The organism is Streptosporangium sp. H13245 (assembly GCF_055690525.1).
In genome coordinates this window covers 341,096-360,378 of sequence record NZ_JBSZKT010000004.1, presented here as the reverse complement: position 1 = coordinate 360,378, position 19,283 = coordinate 341,096, and the positions used below count along the sequence as shown (strand labels likewise).

The window sequence follows — 19,283 nt, the reverse complement described above, 5'->3', positions numbered from 1 at the left end:
GTCAAATCTGACCGGCCAAAGCGGGCAAAGCGGGTGACGCCACGCACGGCGGGGCGACGGCAGCGTCTCGTCAGGCTTTCGCCGGGTCTAGCCAGGTCTCGCCGGGTCCCGTCAGGTCAGGGACGGCTCTGCGACAGCCAGCCGAACCCGCCGAGGCCGCCCGAGGCGATGAGCTCCGCCTCCTCCGAGGCCCGCGTGAGGGCGTGCAGGTAGCCGCGCGGGTCCTTCCTGGCCTGCTCGACCGGCGGGCGGCTCCCGGTGACGCCGAGGGCGCGCAACGCCTCCCGCTGCGTGGTCAGCGCCGTCGTGACGGCACCGGCGCTCTCGCCGGAGGCCGCGCAGGCGTCGAGCGCCACGTGGGCGGTGATGTCGCACGAGCCGTCGGGCACGGGCGCGACCATCGCCCCGTCGCGGTATCCGGCCAGCGTGCCGTACGGCGGCCGGTCGTCCAGGGTGTGGGTGTAGTCGATCGCGATCGCCCGGCCGCGAGCCAGCCGCACGACCACCGACGCCCAGGCCCTGTCGCGCGGCCTGCCGATCTCGGCCCGCTCGCCCGGGGACCGCATCCGCCACCAGCGGGCCAGCCACGCGAGATCCGCCTCGGAGGGACTGCCGCCGAGCCGCTCCTCACCGTTCGTGACGTTGACCAGGACCAGCCGGGGCCCGTCGGCCGTCTGCTCCGCGATGTCGACGGGGATGTTGTCGAGCCACTCGTTGGCGATCACCAGCCCGTGGATCCCGTCCGGCGCGGCCCGCGCCCAGACGATCTCCTCGGGCAGCGCCGGGGGCCGGGGGGCCAGGTCGACCGCGGTCACCCGCAGCCTCGGCCGGAGCGCGGGCGGCGCCGCGGCGAGCACACCGGACGCCAGCCCGCCCTCACCGGCACCGATGTCGACCAGGTCGAGCACCTCGGGGCGGCCCAGGGCCTCGTCGATCGCGGCCAGCTCGCGCAGCACGGCCTCGGCGAAGACGGGGGAGGCGCCGACCGAGGTCCGGAAATGACTGGAGGGGCGCTCCCGGAGATAGAAGCCGCTCTCGCCGTAGAGCGCGTGCTCCATGGCGGCACGCCAGGTGAGCCACACGCTCTCAGACGCTACCCGCCGGGGCGGGGGAACGAGATCGACTCGCGCTGACGCTTCGAGTGAATGCATGACTACATCCTGTCACCGATTTGCGCGATCATTGTCGACGCCACGTCGGCGTGCCGACGTTCGAACCGCCGTGCGGGCCGGGTCCGCGGGCTCTCCCGAGTCCCGTACGCTCCCGGTGCCGGAGACCCCGTCTCCGCTACCGAACCCGCGTCTTGACGCGGTTGCGAGAGCGTGGCCCGTTACGCTGGTCAATCGGGCATGGAGCCCCACATGGTCGAAGGACGGGACGTCATGGACGCAGTCGATCGCCCGGCACGGCTGGCCGTCGGAGTGGTTGGAGCGGGCAGGGTCGGTTCTGCGCTCGGCGCCGCGCTCGTCAGGGCGGGGCACCGGGTGGTCGCGACGAGCGGCGTCTCCGACGCCTCCAGGGAACGGGCGGTCGAGCGGCTCGGGCTCGTCCCCACCCGGCCCGAGGACGTGGTGGCCGGTGCGGACCTCATCCTGCTGACGGTCCCCGACGACGTGCTGCCCGGCCTGGTCTCCGGTCTGGTCGAGACCGGCGCTGAGCTGCGCGGCAAGCTGGTGGCGCACACCAGCGGCGCGTACGGCCTGGCCGTGCTGAATCCGGCGATCAAGGCGGGGGCGCTGCCGCTGGCGCTGCACCCCGTGATGACCTTCACCGGCCGCGACGACGACCTGCGCCGCCTCACCGGGATCTCGTACGGGGTGACCGCCCCCGACGCGCTCCGCCCGGTGGCCGAGGCCCTCGTCATCGAGATGGAGGGCGAACCGGTCTGGATCGCCGACGAGGACCGGCCGCTCTACCACGCGGCCCTGGCGGGGGCGGCCAACCACATGGTGACGCTCATCGCGGAGTCCTCCGAGCTGCTGGGGAGGATCGGCGTCGAGCAGCCCGGCCGGATGCTCGGCCCGCTGCTCGGCGCGGCCCTGGAGAACGTGCTGAGGCTCGGCATCGCGGGGCTGACCGGCCCGGTGGTACGCGGTGACGCGGGGACCGTCCGCAGGCACGTGGACGCGCTGATCCTCGCCGCTCCCGAGGCGGCGGACGCCTACGTGGCGCTCGCCAGGCTCACCGCCGACCGGGCGCTGGCGGCCGGGCTGCTCAAGCCCGAGGCCGCCGAGCGCCTCCTGGACGCCCTGGGCGGCAACATATGGACCTGAACCAAGATCGCCGAGATCGTCCCCCGGGCGGCAACATATGGACCTGACGACCCCCGACCCGGTGCCCGGCCCGGCGGGCCGATCCGGTTAGCTGATCCGGTGAGCCGAAATCCACCGGGCGAGAAGGGAACCGGCGTATACCGGCGGACACCGACGAACGTCATTCCTCTCCGGCCCGGGAGCCGGAGCACCCCCGGGAGGTTCCAGTGATCGTGGCGGACGACCGCGCAGGGCTGCTCAAGGCCCGCGAGACCCTGGGGATCGGCGCGGGCGGGAGCACGCTGGCGCTCGTGCCGACCATGGGCGCGCTGCACGAGGGGCACCGCTCGCTCATCCGGCTGGCCCGCGAGAGGGCCGCGCACGTGGCGGTGAGCATCTTCGTGAACCCGCTCCAGTTCGGGCCCGCCGAGGACTACTCCCGCTATCCCCGTACGTTCGACGCCGACCTCGAAGTCTGCGCGGCCGAGGGGGTGGGCGTGGTGTTCGCCCCCTCGGCCGAGGAGATGTACCCGCCGGGCAGGCAGGTCGGCGTGTCCGCGGGCGCGATGGGCGCGGTCGTCGAGGGGGAGTTCAGGCCCGGCCACCTCGACGGCGTGCTGACCGTGGTGCTGAAGCTGTTCAACCTGGTCCAGCCGGACGTGGCGGTGTTCGGGCAGAAGGACGCCCAGCAGCTCGCGACGATCCGCCGGATGGCCGCCGACCTGAACCTGCCGGTCTCGATCGTCGGGGGACCCACGGTCCGTGAGCCCGACGGCCTGGCGCTGTCCAGCCGCAACCGCTACCTGTCGCCGGACGACCGGGTGGCGGCCCTGGCCCTGTCCCGCGCGCTGGAGGCCGGAGCCGGGCGGCGCGTGCCCTCCGAGATCCGCGGGGCCGCGCTCGCCGTCCTGGAGGCCGAGCCGTCGCTGGCGCTGGACTACCTGGTCCTGGTCGACCCCGCGACCTTCGCGGAGGTCGGCGACGACCACGCGGGCGAGGCGATCCTCGCGGTGGCCGCGCGGGTGGGGTCCACCAGGCTGATCGACAACGTCACGCTCGCCGTTCGCTGATCCGGGCCCGGTGAGCCGTCGCGTTCCCACGGCACGGCGGCACGGCGGTACGTCCAATCGACGGTCTTCCCTGTCCACATAAGGTGCCGAGCTGCCGTGATTTCATGGTTCGGGTGAAATGTCCCACCCCGGGGAACAGCCGCTTTCGAGGTGGCGTTATCGTCACACTGACGAAATGAACGGCCTCTAATGAACCCCGCGAGGAGGCGGCTATGAGCATCCCGGCCATTCCCCAGAGGTTGACCGCTCCCGCTCCGGGCTGGACGGTACGGGCGGACGTGGTCGTGGTGGGCTCCGGCGTCGCCGGCCTCACCCTGGCCCTGCGGTACGCCACCCTCGACCCCGGGGCGAAGGTCCTGGTCGTCACCAAGGACGTCCTGTCGTCGGGCTCGACCCGCTGGGCCCAGGGTGGCATCGCCGCCGTGCTCGACCCAAGGGACACCCCCGGGGAGCACCTCTCCGACACGCTCGTCGCCGGGGTGGGCCTCTGCGACGAGGAGGCCGTCAGGATCCTGGTCACCGAGGGGCCCGACGCGCTGCGCGGCCTGATCGCGGTGGGCGCCCGGTTCGACACCGACGCCTCGGGGGCCCTCCAGCTCACCAGGGAGGGCGGCCACCGGCGCGACCGCATCGTGCACGCGGGCGGCGACGCCACCGGGGCCGAGGTGCAGAGGGCGCTCGTCCAGGCCGTCGTGGAGGCGGGGATCGAGGTGATCGAGCACGCGCTCGTCCTCGACCTCCTCAAGGACGCCGAGGGCCGTACGGCAGGGGTGACCCTGCACGTCATGGGCGAGGGCGAGCGCGACGGGGTGGGCGCGGTCACGGCGGGGGCCGTGGTGCTGGCCACCGGCGGCATGGGCCAGGTCTACGCCGCCACCACCAACCCCGTCGTCTCCACCGGGGACGGGGTGGCGCTCGCGCTGCGCGCGGGCGCCGTCGTCAGGGACCTGGAGTTCGTCCAGTTCCACCCGACCGTCCTCTGGCTCGGCGAGCACTCCACCGGCCAGCAGCCGCTGATCTCCGAGGCCGTCAGGGGCGAGGGGGCCGTGCTGGTCGACGCGGACGGCACCCGGTTCATGGAGGACGTCCACGAGCTCGCCGACCTCGCCCCCCGCGACGTCGTGGCCAAGGCCATCATGCGGCGGACGCGCGTCACGGGCACCGACCACGTCTACCTCGACGCCCGCCACTTCGGCGAGGAGAAGTGGCGCACCCGCTTCCCGACGATCCACGCGGTCTGCCTGGAGCACGGCATCGACCCGGTCACCCAGCTCATCCCCGTCGCCCCCGCCGCCCACTACGCCAGCGGCGGCGTCCGTGCCGACCTGCGCGGCCGTACCAGCGTGCCCGGCCTGTACGCGTGCGGCGAGGTCGCGTGCACCGGCGTGCACGGCGCCAACCGGCTCGCCTCCAACTCCCTGCTCGAAGGCCTGGTCTTCGCCGGGCGCATCGCCGCCGACATCCACGCGGTACGGGCCGCCCGTGGCGCGGGGCGGCCGGTCGCGGGTGAGCCCGCCCCCGACGACCGCCCCACCGGCCTGATCGACCCCAGGGCCCGGAGCAGGATCCAGGCGCACATGAGCCGGGGGGCGAGCGTGCTGCGCGGCCAGGAGTCCCTGGGAGAGGTCACCAGGGCCCTGCTGAACCTCAGGTGGACCCCGGTGGAGGTCGAGCCGTGCACCGAGTCCTGGGAGACCACGAACCTGCTGACGGTCGCCTCCGCGCTCGTGACGGCCGCCCGCGAACGCCAGGAGACCCGGGGGTCACACTGGCGTGAGGACTTTCCCGAGCGAAACGACGACCGGTGGCTGGGCCACCTCGACACCACTCTGACCGCGGAGGGACCGGCCATGACATACGTACCGCACGGGCGGCGCGTGACCGCGCTGCCACCCCAGGTGGAGAACGACCTCGTCGAGGCGGGCCTGGACCCGGGAGCGGTGACCGCGATCCTGGAGGCCGCCGCGGCCGAGGACCTTCAGGAGGGGGGCGACGTCACCAGCGTCGCCACCATCCCCGCGGACCAGGCCGCGACCGCCGACGTGGTGGCCCGCGCGGACGGCGTGGTCGCGGGGCTGGCCGTGGCCGAGGGCGCGTTCTCCCACCTCAGCCAGGGCCGCCTGGTGGCCGAGCGCAGGGTCAAGGACGGCGAGCGCGTCGCCAGGGGCGACGTGCTGATGACCGTCACCGGCCCCACCCGGGACCTGCTGACCGCCGAGCGCACCGCGCTCAACCTGCTCACCCACCTGTCCGGCGTCGCGACCCTGACCGGCGAGTGGGTCCGGGCCGTCGAGGGGACCGGGGCCAGGATCAGGGACAGCCGCAAGACGCTGCCGGGGCTGCGCGCCCTGGAGAAGTACGCCGTCCGGTGCGGCGGCGGTACCAATCACCGCATGTCGCTTTCGGACGCCGCGCTGATCAAGGACAATCACGTGGTGGCCTCCGGCGGGGTCGCCGAGGCGTTCCGGGCGGTCCGTGACGCCTACCCCGGCCTGCCGATCGAGGTCGAGGTCGACCGGATCGACCAGATCGAACCGGTGCTGGCCGAGGGAGCGGAGGAGATCCTGTTGGACAATTTCACCGTCGAGGAGCTGACGCTGGCCGTACGGCTGGTGGCCGGCCGGGCGCGGCTGGAGTCCAGCGGGGGGCTGACCCTCCAGGTCGCTCGCGATGTGGCCGAAACAGGTGTTGACTACCTTGCCGTGGGCGCGCTCACGCACTCGGCGCCGGCGCTGGACATCGCCTTGGACCTTCGGGGGAATTGATGCTGCTTGCCATCGACGTCGGCAACACCCACACCGTTCTCGGCCTCTTCGAGGGCGAGGACGTCATCGAGCACTGGCGGATCTCCACGGAGGCCCGGCGCACGGCGGACGAGATCGCCGTCGTGCTCCAGGGGCTGCTCGGGCAGTCGCCGCTGCTCAAGGGCGCCGACGTCAACGGCATCGTGATCTGCTCCACCGTCCCCTCGGTGCTCAACGAGATGCGCGAGATGTGCCGCCGCTACTACGGCGACGTGAACGCGGTGATCGTCGAGCCGGGCGTCCGCACCGGGGTGCCGGTCAGGATGGACAACCCGAAGGAGGTCGGCAGCGACCGCATCGTCAACGCGCTGGCGGCCATCCAGCTGTACGGCGGGCCGTGCGTCATCGTCGACTTCGGCACCGCGACCTCCTTCGACGCCGTCTCCGCCAAGGGGGAGTACGTCGGCGCGGTGACCGCCCCCGGCATCGAGATCTCGGTGGACGCGCTCGCCGCGGCGGGGGCGCAGCTGCACAAGGTGGAGCTGATCCGTCCCCGCTCCGTGATCGCCAAGAACACCGTCGAGGCGCTCCAGGCCGGCATCATCTACGGCTTCGCCGGCCAGGTGGACGGGATCGTCGAGCGGATGGCGGCGGAGCTCGCCGACGACCCCGACGACGTCACCGTGGTCGCCACCGGCAGCGCGGCGCCGCTCGTGGTGAGCGAGGCCCGCTCGATCGACATGCACGAGCCCTGGCTCACGCTGATCGGCCTGCGCCTGATCTACCACCGCAACACCGTCTGAGGACGTCGCGGCACCGGTCGCGGCGCCGGGAGGTCGACGAACTCGCGAAGTTTGTCACGTCGGTACCCTTTGGGACTGTGACCGATGATGTGACGAATCCCGCCGATGATCTGCCCGAGCAGATGCGCGTACGCAGAGAGAAGCTCGACCGTCTTCGTTCCGAGGACGTCGACCCCTACCCGGTGAACTTCCCGCGCACCGCGATCAACGCCGAGATCCGTCAGAAACACATCGATCTTCCCGCTGACACCGCGACGGGCGACAGGGTGGGCGTCACCGGCCGCGTGATGCTGTCCAGGACCGGTGGCAAGCTCTGCTTCGCCACCCTCCGCGACGGCTCCGGCGACCTCCAGGTCATGATCTCCCTGGACCGGGTGGGCGAGGAGTCCCTGGCCGCGTGGAAGCGCGATGTCGACCTCGGCGACCACGTGGGCGTCGAGGGCGAGGTCGTCACCTCCCGCAGGGGCGAGCTGTCCGTCCTCGCCGACCGCTGGGCGATCACCTCGAAGTGCCTGCGCCCGCTGCCGGAGAAGCACGCCGGGCTCACCGACCCCGAGGCGCGGGTCCGCCAGCGCTACGTCGACCTCATCGTCAACGACGAGGCCAGGAAGACGGCCCACACCCGCAGCGCGGTGGTCCGGGCCGTCCGCGACTTCTGGCACGAGGAGGGCTACCTGGAGGTCGAGACGCCGATGCTCCAGCCGATCCACGGCGGAGCCACGGCCAGGCCCTTCAGGACCCACATCAACGCGTACGACATGGGGCTCTACCTTCGCATCGCGATCGAGCTCTATCTCAAGCGGCTGGTGGTCGGCGGCCTGGAGAAGGTCTTCGAGATCAACCGCAACTTCCGCAACGAGGGCGCGGACTCCACCCACAACCCCGAGTTCACGATGCTGGAGGCGTACGGCACGTATCTCGACTACAACGACATCGCCGACCTGACCCAGCGGATGATCCAGAAGGCCGTGGTGGCCGCCCTCGGCCACTCCGTGGTCGTCCACCAGGGCCAGGAGATCGACCTCGGCCTGGCGAAGTGGCCGAGGATCACCCTGTACGGGTCGGTCTCCGAGGCGCTGGGCGAGGAGGTCACCACCGAGACGCCCCTGGAGCACGTCCGAGGGCTCGCCGACGCGCGGGGGATCCACTGGGACGCCAAGTGGGGCCAGGGCAAGCTGGTCCAGGAGATCTTCGAGGCCCTCGTCGAGCACACGCTCGTCCAGCCCACGTTCGTCATGGACTATCCGCTGGAGACCTCCCCGCTGGCCCGCAACCACCGGGACAACCCGCTCCTCACCGAGAAGTGGGACCTGATCGGCTTCGGCACCGAGCTGGGCACCGGCTACTCGGAGCTGAACGACCCGGTCGAGCAGCGCCGCCGCCTCACCGAGCAGTCCATGCTCGCCGCGGGCGGCGACGTCGAGGCCATGCAGCTTGACGAGGACTTCCTCACGGCCCTGGAATATGCGATGCCGCCCACCGGCGGCATGGGGCTCGGCATCGACCGCCTCGTCATGGCCTTCACCGGCAGGAACATCCGCGAGACCATCCTGTTCCCATTGGTCAAGCCGACCACCTGAGCCCGGCACGGAGGGACCCTCCCCTTCGTACGGCGCCACGGCCATCACGGCCGTGGGGACCGGTGTCGCCTCCGGGCCGGGGCCCGGCCGGGGCGACCCGGAGGCGGGCCGAGGCCCGGTCCGTGGCGCGTCGAGGGCGAGCGTCCCGGCCGCGCTTTCGCGGGCGGCACCCTCTTGCGCTGGGACGCCGCTAGGTCCGGTGAGCGTCCCGGCCGCACCGGGCGGCGCCTCTCGCGATCCCGCGCGGTTTTCGAGGAGCCGTACGGCCGGGGCACGGCGGGGCGGTTCGTCGATCGTCTCCGGGCCGTTCCCCTGAGGAGGCGGCTCGGGGCGGCGTGGCGGAGCGGCGCCGGGCCCCACCCCCGCGGATCCGCGGGGGTGGGGGTCCCCGTACGGCGTGCGGGGGGAGGCGGGGCGGGCAGGGCGAAACCGGTGGGCCGGAAACGGTCGTCGCGCCCGGGGTTCCCCGCAATGGCGGACGCCTTTTCGTGTGGTGCGGAAATCCATTTACAGCACGTCCAATATCGCTCGGCACCCCATCGCTGCCGCGCGATACTTCGCGAATGCCGCAAAGCTGCTCCCTTGACCCTCATATTTCCGTGTTTTCCGCGGGGTGCCGTCAAGGCGCTGAGTGACCGTGGTCGCCCGAAGAGTATCTGGAAGAGATCGGTTTTTCCGAGAAATGCGGGCGGGCCGGATCCCCGAGGGGCCGGCTCCGGCACGCCCGGTGGTTCCGGCGAAACCTTGTTCTGCCGGGGCTTCGATCGCCGCAGCCAGGGGGGGCTTGCCGGCTCGTGCCTGGGCTTGATCATGACATAGCCGCAAAGGCACTGACATATCATGAGTACTTCATGTAGCGCCTACTATGTCAATACTGGACGCACGTTATGAAGAGCGGAACTTGACGACCTTTGAACAAGGCGTTTACCGTTCCTGGCGGACGGTATTCATTTCCGGCGTCTCGCACCCGGTTTCCAGAGTGGGGGGAGTGACTCTTGATGGCATATCCAGAAGTGGATTCACGCCATGGCGACAGCCCCCTGGGCATGAGCGATATCGGTCTCAGCGACGACGACCTCGTGCTGCTGGCTGAGCTCGCCAAAGGTGTCACGGTCGATCGGGTGGGCCGTCGCCTCGACATCAGCGGGCGGACCGTCAGGCGCAGGCTGAGAGGCATCTGCGACCGCATCGGTGTCGCCACGGCGATCGAGGCCGTGGCCTGGGCCGCCCGCCGCCGCCTGATCTGACACACCGCCGCGTGTCCGGCAGGTCGGGCCGGACACGCGTGCGGTCCAGGCGCCGTTCAACCGGCGACGCCTCCGGGTGCGTTCAGCCGACGACGCGAACGCTTTCGAGCGCGTCCAGCCGGTGACCCCTCCGGATGCGTTCAGCCGGTGACCCCTCCGAGCACGTTCAGCCGACGACGCGGACATTTCCGGATCAGCCTGCGATGCGGACGCCTCCGGCGAAGGGCCGGTTGTCGATCGTGGCGATGTGGACGACGTCACCCGTCTGGGGCGCGTGGATCATCAGGCCCGCGCCGATGTAGATCCCGACGTGGTGCAGGTCGCTGTAGAAGAAGACCAGATCGCCGGGACGCAGCTCGTCCCTGCCGACGTGGGTGCCCGCGGTCCACTGGTCGCCGGTGTAGTGCGGCAGGCTGATGCCGACCTTCTGGTAGGCCCACATGACCAGCCCGGAGCAGTCGAAGGAGTTGGGACCCTCGGCGCCCCAGACGTACGGCTTGAGCTGCTGGGTGAGCGCCCAGCGGGTGGCCTCCGCGGCCTTGCCGCTGCCCACGATGGGCACGTTGGTCCGCACCCGGGCGCCCCTGTTGCTGACGGCCCTGCTGCGCACCTCGCTGAACAGGTTGCTCTCGACCCGCGCGACCAGCCGCTCGATCCTGGTCCGGTTGCCGTCGATCTCCGCCAGGAGCTTCTTGACCTCGGAGGTCCTCGCCTTGGCCCCGGCCTGCGCCCGCTCGGCGGCCTCGATCGCGCGGGCCACCTGGGCGACCTCCTCGCTCTGCTGCTGCTGGAGCGCGTAGTTGGTGGTCGCCTGGTCGAGGAAGGTGTCGGGGTCCGTCGCCTGCGTGAAGGCGAGCCCGGAGTTCAGGCCGCCCGACATGTAGGTGCTCTGCGCCAGGAGGGTGGCCTTGGTGCGGCGGGACGCCAGCTCGGACTCGCTCGACGCGAGGGTCTTCTTGGCGCTCTCCGCGGCCCGCTGGGCCTGCTTGAGCTTGACCCGCTCGCCGTTGTACCGCTCGGCGAGGGTGCCGATCTCCTCGTGCAGCTTCTCGGCCTGCTTGGCCAGCTGCTGGAGGCTGGGCTCGGGGTCGGCGGTGGCCGACATCAGCGGCGTGCCGAGGGTGAGGGTGGCGAATGCCAGGCCGATCACCGCCATGCGGCGGCGCAGCCCTCGCGGCGCGCGTTCTCGACAGCGGGCGTCGTCGCCCGCGTGCTTTCCTCCGCGGTCGCGCGTGCGCTTCACCAACAGGCTCCTCTCCTCGGCCGCCTACCGGGTTAGCTGACGGGTTCGGGCCGGAGGCAGCCCTACCGGGTGCGCCGGTGGCACTCGGATTCACCCCGGAGGACTGTGGTGGGTCCCCGGTTCCCCCTCGGCGGGGGATTCGGCGGGTCAGGCTTTTTACGTCTCTGACATCGAGCACGGAGATTAGTGCACCCGTGGTTCCTGCTCAACCAGAACTGCGAATTCAGTAGAGGTTTCGCAACTGAAATGTCACGGAAAGATCACATGGCAATATGATCAACATGGCCATTACGCTGGCTTTACCGCCCAGGTGACGGGTGTGGCGAAGGTCTTCCCAGGTCCGGGACCGTGCCAAAGGTGAATCTCGGCACATGGGAGGCACCGTGCGCTCGGTGTGGTAAAGCGATCACCAAGGGTCACGTGGGGGCTGTGGGCTGCGAGTTAAGGATGAGCCGTAATTGAAGAGCGGCGAGGGACGTACGCTGAACGGTCATGGAGCAGCTTGCTGAGCATTCTCCCGTACCGGCTCGTGCCCCCGGCGAAGGGGAGCGGCGCGCCGAATCCGAGGGAGCCTCGCCCGTGCCCGGCGCGGGCCCCGAGATCACGGTCCGCCGCGCCCGCACCCCGGACGTCCGCGCCATCAGGCGGCTCGTCGACACCTACGGCGGCGTCGGCCCGCGCCTGCTGGAGAAGGCCACCGTCACCCTGTACGAGGACGTCCAGGAGTTCTGGGTCGCCACCGACGCGGAGGGCGCGGTCATCGGCTGCGGGGCGCTCCACGTCCTCTGGGAGGACCTGGCCGAGATCCGCACCGTCGCCGTCGATCCGGACCGCAGGGGAATGGGGATCGGCCACCGGATCGTCTCCGCGCTCATTCGCACGGCCGTCGAACTGGGCCTGCGCCGGGTCTTCTGCCTGACCTTCGAGCTCGACTTCTTCGCCCGGCACGGATTCCGGGAAATCCAGGGCACTCCCGTCGCCCCCGCGGTCTACGCCGAGCTTCTCGCCTCCTACGACGAGGGTGTGGCGGAGTTCCTCGACCTGGAGCACGTCAAGCCCAACACCCTGGGAAACTCCCGGATGCTGCTGCACCTGACACGTGAGCCCGACTCCGATGACTTTGGAGCTGACTGATCGGAAAGGTGACTGTCGATACCTATGTCGATACCTTGTGCAGCAGCAAGCATGTGCGTCTGACATTTGCCACATGCGCAGTCTAAGTGAGGTGACGCGGTGAGCACCGGACAGCCGCCGTATCCACAGGATGATCCCGACCGCGATCGCACACCGTCGGGGCACCCGGATTACGGACAGCACAACGCGGGTCGAGCCGCTGGCGAACTCGACCCCGACGTGACAGTTGTGGGATATCGGTCGGAGGCCTCACAGCCGAACACCGGCCCAGGACAGAGCCAGCCCGGTTACGGCCAGCAGGGCTACGGACAGCAGGGCTACGGACAGCAGGGCTACGGCCAGCAGCCCGGTTACGGGCAGCAGCAGGGCTACGGCCAGCAGTCCGACTACGGACAGCAGCAGGGCTACGGTCAGCAGGGCGGGACCGGCGCGTACGGACAGCAGGGTGGGACGGGCGCGTACGGTCAGCAGCCCGGCTACGGCCAGCAGGCGTCCCACGAGCAGTCCGGCTACGGGCAGGGTTACGGCCAGCAGGGCGGGACCGGCGCGTACGGACAGCAGCCCGGCTACGGCCAGCAGGCGTCCCACGAGCAGCCCGGCTACGGGCAGCAGTCTCAGCCCGGTTACGGCCAGCAGCCCGACTACGGTCAGCAGCAGGGCTACGGCCAGCAGCCGGGTTACGGCCAGCAGCAGCCCGGCTACGGCCAGCAGTCCCAGCCCGGTTACGGCCAGCAGCCCGACTACGGTCAGCAGCCAGGGTACGGCCAGCAGCAGGGCTACGGTCAGCAGCCCGACTACGGGCAGCAGCAGGGCTACGGCCAGCAGCAGCCCGCGTACGGGCAGCAGGGCTACGGCCAGCCGTACGGCGGTCCCCCCGGGGCGCCCGCCCCGCTCGCCGAGTGGTGGCAGCGCCTGGTGGCGAGGATCGTCGACGGGGTCATCCTGGCGATCCCGCTGTTCATCGTCAACACGGTGATCACCGCGCTGGTCGTGACGGCTCCCACCTTCAACGGCACGACGATCACGGAGGGGGGCGGCTACTTCCTCGCCGCCCTGCTCACCGCCCTGATCACCGCGGCCATCTACGTGGCCTACGAGTTCTTCATGCTCAGCCGGGGCGGGCAGACGGTCGGCAAGATGGTCCTGGGCATCAAGGTCGTTCCGGTCGGCAGCGCCCTGCCGCCCGGCGGGCTCGGTTCCGACGCGGCGGTCAAGCGCGCCGGCGTGCTCTGGGGCCCCTACGGCCTGACCTGGATCCCGTTCCTGGGATTCGTCGCCTACATCTTCTATGTCGTCAACGTCCTGTGGCAGCTGTGGGACAAGCCGCTGCAGCAGGCCCTGCACGACAAGGTGGCCGGGACGGTCGTCGTCAAGATCAAGTAGTTCCCTGAATAACGGGGCCGGCGGTTCAACCGCCGGCCCCGTTTTCGTGCGCGGGCGAGAAAACGGGGGGCCATAGGGGCCCGTAAGGGGCTCGGGTCCGGGGTCACGGAAGCCGCAAAACCATTTGCCGCGCCCTGAGCAACGTGGGGGAACTTATGACCGAGTCTCGGCCCGCTCGCCGGAATATTCGCGTACGGTGCCCACAACGGGCTCACAGGCGCCCGTGGGTCTCCTATGAGGCGTCAATGCCGGATCCACCCCCGTCGGGGGTTCGCGCACTACTCGCCGAATGGTCGGCTCGGCGTGCCTCCGGCATCCTCGGTGACCCCGCGCCGGATTCTCTTCTTCGCCTTCCGTCGCGTGTTCAGGACGGTCGGTGAAGGCCTTCTTACGGATCCGGATCGGGGACGCGTGGTGTTGGCGGGGTTGTCCGAGGGGCCCATCGTCTTTGGTGGTTATACGGTCTACGACTATGTACTCCGTGCCAGAGCGGGTCGTACTCTTGACGAGAAAGTGTTGAAGATCCGTCTTGTTCCATACGCTTGTGTCGCATCGGCTCACACCGGGGTGATGAAGCGAGCGGCTCTCCGTCCGGGCGTTCTGCCGGTGGCGGGCATTCCCGTGATGAACCCGATCGCGGCGATCTCCGGTTCCATGGCACGGTGCCGTTCATCCCGGCGGGCAGGCCCCTCCAGCAGGGGATTCGTCGCCGGGAGGCCGATGGAGGGGCGGCCGGGAACCCGCCGGGCATTGGTATTACGGAGACGGTGATGATCACCTGATCGCCTCGCCGGTTTTTCCTCACGGCTTTACGACTGCAACCGGTAAGGCGGCTGGAGAGAAGCATTAGGCTGGAGAGAGACGGCATGGTCGCCCCTGCCTGACGCGCGTCACCGGCTGGTGGCGCTATGGTCATCTGTGGGCGGTTCCGGACCGATCGGGCGCGCCCGCGCGGCCCGGAGAGTCGCCGCCACATTTCCATGGTCCCCAGAAAGCCACCCACGGTGCGGAGCGAGGACGAATGTACGACGTATTGTCCGCGTTGATACCCCCGGCGGTCGTCGGCGGGGCCTTCATCTTCGGAGTCGTCAAGCTACTTCGGAGTGAAGCCGTCGGCCGGCGCCCGGCAAAACGGCCCGGCCCCGAGTCGCAGAAGAGCTGATCCACAGGAGGCTCGACTGGGAGTCTCGGTTGCCTGTGAGAATCGCCGGGCTCCTGGAATTGCCGCTCTTCGATCGCGGGTATATGTTTAGCTTGCGAATGAAACAATACTCCGCGAAAGGATTGTGTAGATGGCCAAGCAGATCCAGGAGATTCTCATCGACGACCTCGATGGGGGCGAGGCCAATGAGACTGTCGCCTTCGCGATTGACGGCACCAGCTATGAGATTGACCTCAGTGACGTTAACGCGAAGAAGCTCCGCGACTCCCTGTCGCCTTTCGTGCAGAGCGCCCGTCGTTCCGGCGCCCTGGCTCCCCGCCGCCGCCGCGCGGGCGGAGCGCGGGCACTCACGCGAGAGAAGAGCGCCGACATCCGGGCGTGGGCGAAGTCTCACGGCCTTAATGTCAGCGAGCGCGGTCGAATCGCCTCCAAGATCGTCGAGCAGTACGAAGCCGCTCACTAGATCGGCTCAGCGGATCGGGTGAATCATGCGGTTATGGCGGTCACGGTGGGGTCCGGTGGCGGCCATGACCGCATGATGCGTTTGGCGGTTCGACAAACGTCGTTCGCTTGCGGCGTAGCGGGAACATCCCACCCCTCGTAAGTAGTTGGATGGAGGGTGAACGCCCTGCTCTCGGGGAACGTCTTCTGTATAGAGCGGTCGCCGGGTCGGGGCTACCATGCGGGATGACAGGGCTCGGATATCCCGGACCTGCCTGACCGCTCTGTGAGGAGCGACGAGATGTTCGAGAGGTTCACCGACCGCGCACGGCGGGTTGTCGTCCTGGCCCAAGAAGAGGCCCGGATGCTCAACCACAACTACATCGGTACGGAGCACATTCTTCTTGGTTTGATCCATGAAGGTGAAGGCGTTGCCGCCAAGGCTCTGGAGAGCCTCGGCATCAGTCTTGAAGGTGTGCGTCAGCAGGTCGAGGAGATCATCGGCCAAGGTCAGTCTGCGCCGTCGGGGCACATTCCGTTCACCCCGCGTGCCAAGAAGGTCCTTGAGCTGTCGCTCCGCGAGGCCCTGCAGCTGGGACACAACTACATCGGCACCGAGCACATCCTGCTCGGCCTCATCCGTGAGGGCGAGGGCGTCGCCGCCCAGGTGCTGGTGAAGCTGGGAGCCGATCTCAACCGGGTCCGGCAGCAGGTCATCCAGTTGCTCCACGGCTACCAGGGCAAGGAGCCGGCCGCCGCGGGCGGTCCGACCGAGGCCGCACCGTCGACCTCCCTTGTGCTGGACCAGTTCGGCCGCAACCTGACCCAGGCCGCCCGGGAGGGCAAGCTCGACCCGGTCATCGGCCGGGAGAAGGAGATCGAGCGGGTCATGCAGGTCCTGTCCCGCAGGACCAAGAACAACCCGGTCCTGGTGGGCGAGCCCGGCGTCGGCAAGACCGCCGTCGTGGAGGGCCTGTCCCAGAAGATCGTCAAGGGCGAGGTGCCGGAGACGCTGAAGGACAAGCAGCTCTACACCCTCGACCTGGGCGCCCTGGTGGCGGGTTCCCGCTACCGAGGTGACTTCGAGGAGCGGCTGAAGAAGGTCCTCAAGGAGATCCGCACCCGAGGCGACATCATCCTGTTCATCGACGAGCTCCACACGCTCGTCGGCGCGGGCGCCGCCGAGGGCGCGATCGACGCCGCCAGCATCCTGAAGCCGATGCTGGCCCGGGGCGAGCTGCAGACCATCGGGGCCACCACCCTCGACGAGTACCGCAAGCACCTGGAGAAGGACGCGGCGCTAGAGCGGCGCTTCCAGCCGATTCAGGTGGCCGAGCCCAGCCTCAGCCACACGATCGAGATCCTCAAGGGCCTGCGCGACCGTTACGAGGCACACCACCGCGTCTCCATCACGGACGGCGCCCTGGTGGCCGCCGCGCAGCTGGCCGACCGCTACATCAGCGACCGGTTCCTGCCGGACAAGGCGATCGACCTCATCGACGAGGCCGGCTCGCGCATGCGCATCCGCCGCATGACCGCGCCGCCGGACCTCCGCGAGTACGACGAGAAGATCGCCAACGTGCGGCGCGACAAGGAGTCCGCGATCGACGCGCAGGACTTCGAGAAGGCCGCCGCGCTGCGTGACCAGGAGAAGCAGCTCCAGCTCAAGCGCGAGCGCCGCGAGAAGGAGTGGAAGGCCGGCGACATGGACGTCGTCGCCGAGGTCACCGAGGAGCTGATCGCGGAGGTCCTGGCGACCGCCACCGGCATCCCGGTCTTCAAGCTCACCGAGGAGGAGTCCCAGCGACTGCTCCGCATGGAGGACGAGCTGCACAAGCGGATCATCGGCCAGGACGACGCCATCAAGGGTCTGTCCCGCTCGATCCGCCGTACGCGCGCCGGTCTGAAGGACCCGCGCCGTCCGGGTGGCTCGTTCATCTTCGCCGGTCCGTCCGGTGTCGGTAAGACCGAGCTGTCCAAGGCGCTGGCCGAGTTCCTGTTCGGGGACGAGGACGCGCTGATCATGCTGGACATGTCGGAGTTCATGGAGAAGCACACCGTCTCCCGCCTGTTCGGCTCGCCTCCCGGCTATGTCGGGTACGAGGAGGGCGGTCAGCTGACGGAGAAGGTGCGGCGCAAGCCGTTCTCGGTCGTCCTGTTCGACGAGATCGAGAAGGCCCACCCCGACATCTTCAACTCGCTGCTGCAGATCCTGGAAGACGGTCGCCTGACCGACGCCCAGGGCCGGGTGGTCGACTTCAAGAACACCGTCATCATCATGACGACGAACCTCGGCACCCGCGACATCTCCAAGGGTCAGGGAGTCGGCTTCGCGAAGAACAACGACGCCGAGTCCAACTACGACCGGATGAAGTCGAAGGTCCAGGAGGAGCTCAAGCAGCACTTCCGGCCGGAGTTCCTCAACCGTGTCGACGACATCGTGGTCTTCCATCAGCTCACGCCGAAGGAGATCATCCGCATCGTCGACCTGATGCTGGCCCAGGTGGGCCTGCGTCTGAAGGACCGCGACATGGGGATGGAGCTCACGCAGGAGGCCAAGCAGCTGCTGGCCGACCGTGGCTACGACCCGGTGATGGGCGCCCGTCCGCTCCGCCGTACGATCCAGCGCGAGCTGGAGGACACCCTGTCCGAGAAGATCCTGTACGGCGAGCTCCGTCCCGGCCAGATCGTGAAGATCGCGATCGAGGGCGAGGGGGAGAACGCGAAGTTCACCTTCATCGGTGAGAACGCGCCGGTCACCCAGGTTCCCGACTCGGCCGCCGCCATCGCGGAGCCGATCCAGAATTAGGGCCGGCCCGGCATGGCCTGATCAGGCGGAAACAAGCAGACCCCGCCGTGAGGAGACTCACGGCGGGGTCTGCTTATTTGTTACCAAAGACGGTATCTCGCCACGACAGGTAGTACTACACTCTGTAGAGCGAGTTCGGTGAATCTCATCCAGATGATCTCAAAGTAGTACTGGCTGCGGTGAGAGCGGTATCGAGGTCAGCCCAGCGGCGTACCAGCGAATCAGCTCCGGGAGTGACGCGGAGCCGGTGGCCGCGCGGGATGCTTCGGAGGACCGGGTCGAGCTCCCGACAGGGAGAGCTCCGGCTCACGGCGCCGTCGACCGGCGCGGGGCCATCGGGGCCGCTTACACGAAGTACGCCTTGGAGGCACGCATGCGTTTACGGCACGAGGACGGGACACTCGTTCACCTGGCCTACAACGCGGGTGTGCACCCCGCCGAGGACCTGGAGAACCTCATCGCGCACCTGACCCGGTACGCGGTGCCGGTGCGCAAGCGCCTCGGGGTGGAGCGCATGGGGGTCGGCCTCTGGCTCTCCCCGAGTGTCGCCGACCATCTCACCGCCGACAGGATCGAGCTGGTGCGCCTGCGCCGCTCCCTTGAGGAGCGCGGCCTTGAGGTCGTCAGCCTCAACGGCACCGGCGGCAGGAACCAGGAGGTCCCCGGCCCCGACTGGGCCAAGCCCGAGCGCTACCGCTACACGATGGCGCTGGCCAAGATCCTGGCCTTCCTGCTCCCGCAGGACGTCCGTTTCGGAAGCATCTCCACCATCCCCATCGGCTGGCGCCGCGACTGGCCGGCCGACCTGCACTCGATCGCCTCGCGACGGCTGGAGCGCCTCGCCCGCGAGCTGCGCGGGCTGCACAGCGTCACCGGCAAGACGATCAGGGTCGGCTTCGAGCCGTGGCCCGGATGCGTGCTGGAGACCACCAAGCAGGCCCTCGACCGGGTCGGCGGCATCGACTCCGAGCACCTCGGCATCTGCCTGGACGCCTGTTACCTCGCGGGCGGCTCTGAGGAGCCCGGAGCCGCCCTGCGCGGCCTGGCGGACGCCGGGGCCCCGGTGGTGAAGCTCGGCCACGTACACAACCACATGGCCGCCGCCTGTCAGGAGCTGCCCAGCACCCGGCCGGTCCTGGAGGACACCCTCACCGCGATGCTCTCCGGTGCGGTGAACGGCACCGCCCACATCGAGGTGGAGACCCACGACCTGGCCGTGCCCCTGAGGGCGAGGGGCCCCGGCGCCCTGGTCAACATGATCGCCGAGGAGCTCGACTGGGCGCGCACCAGCCTCACCGCCCTCGGCCTGCGCCTCGCCGCCTGACCCTCCTCGCCCGCCGGTCCGCCGGTCTCACGGCGCGGCGGCGGGAGCCCTCCCCGTCGTGTACGGAGGCCTCGACGGGGCGGGCTCCGGC

General features: G+C 69.6%; 13 protein-coding genes and 1 riboswitch. Of the genes, 11 read left to right on the top strand and 2 right to left on the bottom strand.

Annotation, left to right across the window (positions count from 1 at the left end; translation table 11 throughout):
- Positions 1 to 116 precede the first annotated feature (116 nt).
- On the bottom strand, positions 117 to 1,082 hold the full coding sequence (locus tag ACW9TB_RS11440) for an SAM-dependent methyltransferase (RefSeq protein WP_472747945.1): 966 nt from the start codon (positions 1,080 to 1,082) through the stop codon (positions 117 to 119).
- 300 nt (positions 1,083 to 1,382) lie between these two features.
- Between ACW9TB_RS11440 and ACW9TB_RS11435 the strand changes: the two genes are divergently transcribed.
- The 6 genes from ACW9TB_RS11435 (at position 1,383) to ACW9TB_RS11410 (ending at position 9,696) form a co-directional block, all read left to right on the top strand.
- Entirely contained in the window at positions 1,383 to 2,273 is an 891-nt protein-coding gene (locus ACW9TB_RS11435) for a Rossmann-like and DUF2520 domain-containing protein (RefSeq protein WP_472747944.1), read from the top strand.
- 233 nt (positions 2,274 to 2,506) lie between these two features.
- Positions 2,507 to 3,322 carry a pantoate--beta-alanine ligase gene (gene panC / locus ACW9TB_RS11430; RefSeq protein ID WP_472747976.1) on the top strand — a complete coding sequence of 272 codons (816 nt, stop codon included), beginning with the start codon at positions 2,507 to 2,509 and terminating at the stop codon, positions 3,320 to 3,322.
- A 212-nt stretch (positions 3,323 to 3,534) separates the two neighbouring features.
- Entirely contained in the window at positions 3,535 to 6,087 is a 2,553-nt protein-coding gene (locus ACW9TB_RS11425; protein ID WP_472747943.1) for an L-aspartate oxidase, read from the top strand.
- Positions 6,087 to 6,869 (top strand): type III pantothenate kinase, encoded by a 783-nt coding sequence (locus tag ACW9TB_RS11420; protein WP_472747942.1) that lies wholly within the window; start codon positions 6,087 to 6,089, stop codon positions 6,867 to 6,869. The genes ACW9TB_RS11425 and ACW9TB_RS11420 overlap by 1 nt, the downstream gene beginning before the upstream one ends.
- A gap of 122 nt (positions 6,870 to 6,991) precedes the next feature.
- Positions 6,992 to 8,449 carry a bifunctional lysylphosphatidylglycerol synthetase/lysine--tRNA ligase LysX gene (gene lysX / locus ACW9TB_RS11415; RefSeq protein ID WP_472747975.1) on the top strand — a complete coding sequence of 486 codons (1,458 nt, stop codon included), beginning with the start codon at positions 6,992 to 6,994 and terminating at the stop codon, positions 8,447 to 8,449.
- A gap of 1,046 nt (positions 8,450 to 9,495) precedes the next feature.
- A complete protein-coding gene (locus ACW9TB_RS11410; RefSeq protein ID WP_030905642.1) occupies positions 9,496 to 9,696 on the top strand; it encodes a helix-turn-helix domain-containing protein in 201 nt (66 codons plus the stop codon).
- 193 nt (positions 9,697 to 9,889) lie between these two features.
- Here ACW9TB_RS11410 and ACW9TB_RS11405 read toward each other — a convergent pair whose 3' ends face one another.
- Positions 9,890 to 10,939, bottom strand: coding sequence for a C40 family peptidase (locus tag ACW9TB_RS11405; RefSeq protein ID WP_472747941.1), 1,050 nt, complete (start codon positions 10,937 to 10,939; stop codon positions 9,890 to 9,892).
- Positions 10,940 to 10,944: 5 nt separating this feature from the next.
- Positions 10,945 to 11,094: riboswitch (cyclic di-AMP (ydaO/yuaA leader) on the bottom strand.
- Positions 11,095 to 11,431: 337 nt separating this feature from the next.
- Between ACW9TB_RS11405 and ACW9TB_RS11400 the strand changes: the two genes are divergently transcribed.
- The 5 genes from ACW9TB_RS11400 to ACW9TB_RS11380 all read left to right on the top strand — a co-directional run bounded on the left by ACW9TB_RS11400 (position 11,432) and on the right by ACW9TB_RS11380 (position 19,192).
- Entirely contained in the window at positions 11,432 to 12,073 is a 642-nt protein-coding gene (locus ACW9TB_RS11400; protein WP_472747940.1) for an amino-acid N-acetyltransferase, read from the top strand.
- A gap of 228 nt (positions 12,074 to 12,301) precedes the next feature.
- A complete protein-coding gene (locus tag ACW9TB_RS11395; protein WP_472747939.1) occupies positions 12,302 to 13,456 on the top strand; it encodes an RDD family protein in 1,155 nt (384 codons plus the stop codon).
- 1,292 nt (positions 13,457 to 14,748) lie between these two features.
- Complete coding sequence (locus ACW9TB_RS11390) at positions 14,749 to 15,081, top strand: histone-like nucleoid-structuring protein Lsr2 (protein ID WP_012895497.1); 333 nt, start codon at positions 14,749 to 14,751, stop codon at positions 15,079 to 15,081.
- A gap of 279 nt (positions 15,082 to 15,360) precedes the next feature.
- Complete coding sequence (locus ACW9TB_RS11385; RefSeq protein ID WP_472747938.1) at positions 15,361 to 17,868, top strand: ATP-dependent Clp protease ATP-binding subunit; 2,508 nt, start codon at positions 15,361 to 15,363, stop codon at positions 17,866 to 17,868.
- A gap of 373 nt (positions 17,869 to 18,241) precedes the next feature.
- The gene (locus ACW9TB_RS11380; RefSeq protein ID WP_472747937.1) at positions 18,242 to 19,192 is read left to right on the top strand and encodes a TIM barrel protein; all 951 of its coding nucleotides are present in this window, start codon (positions 18,242 to 18,244) and stop codon (positions 19,190 to 19,192) included.
- Positions 19,193 to 19,283 lie beyond the last annotated feature (91 nt).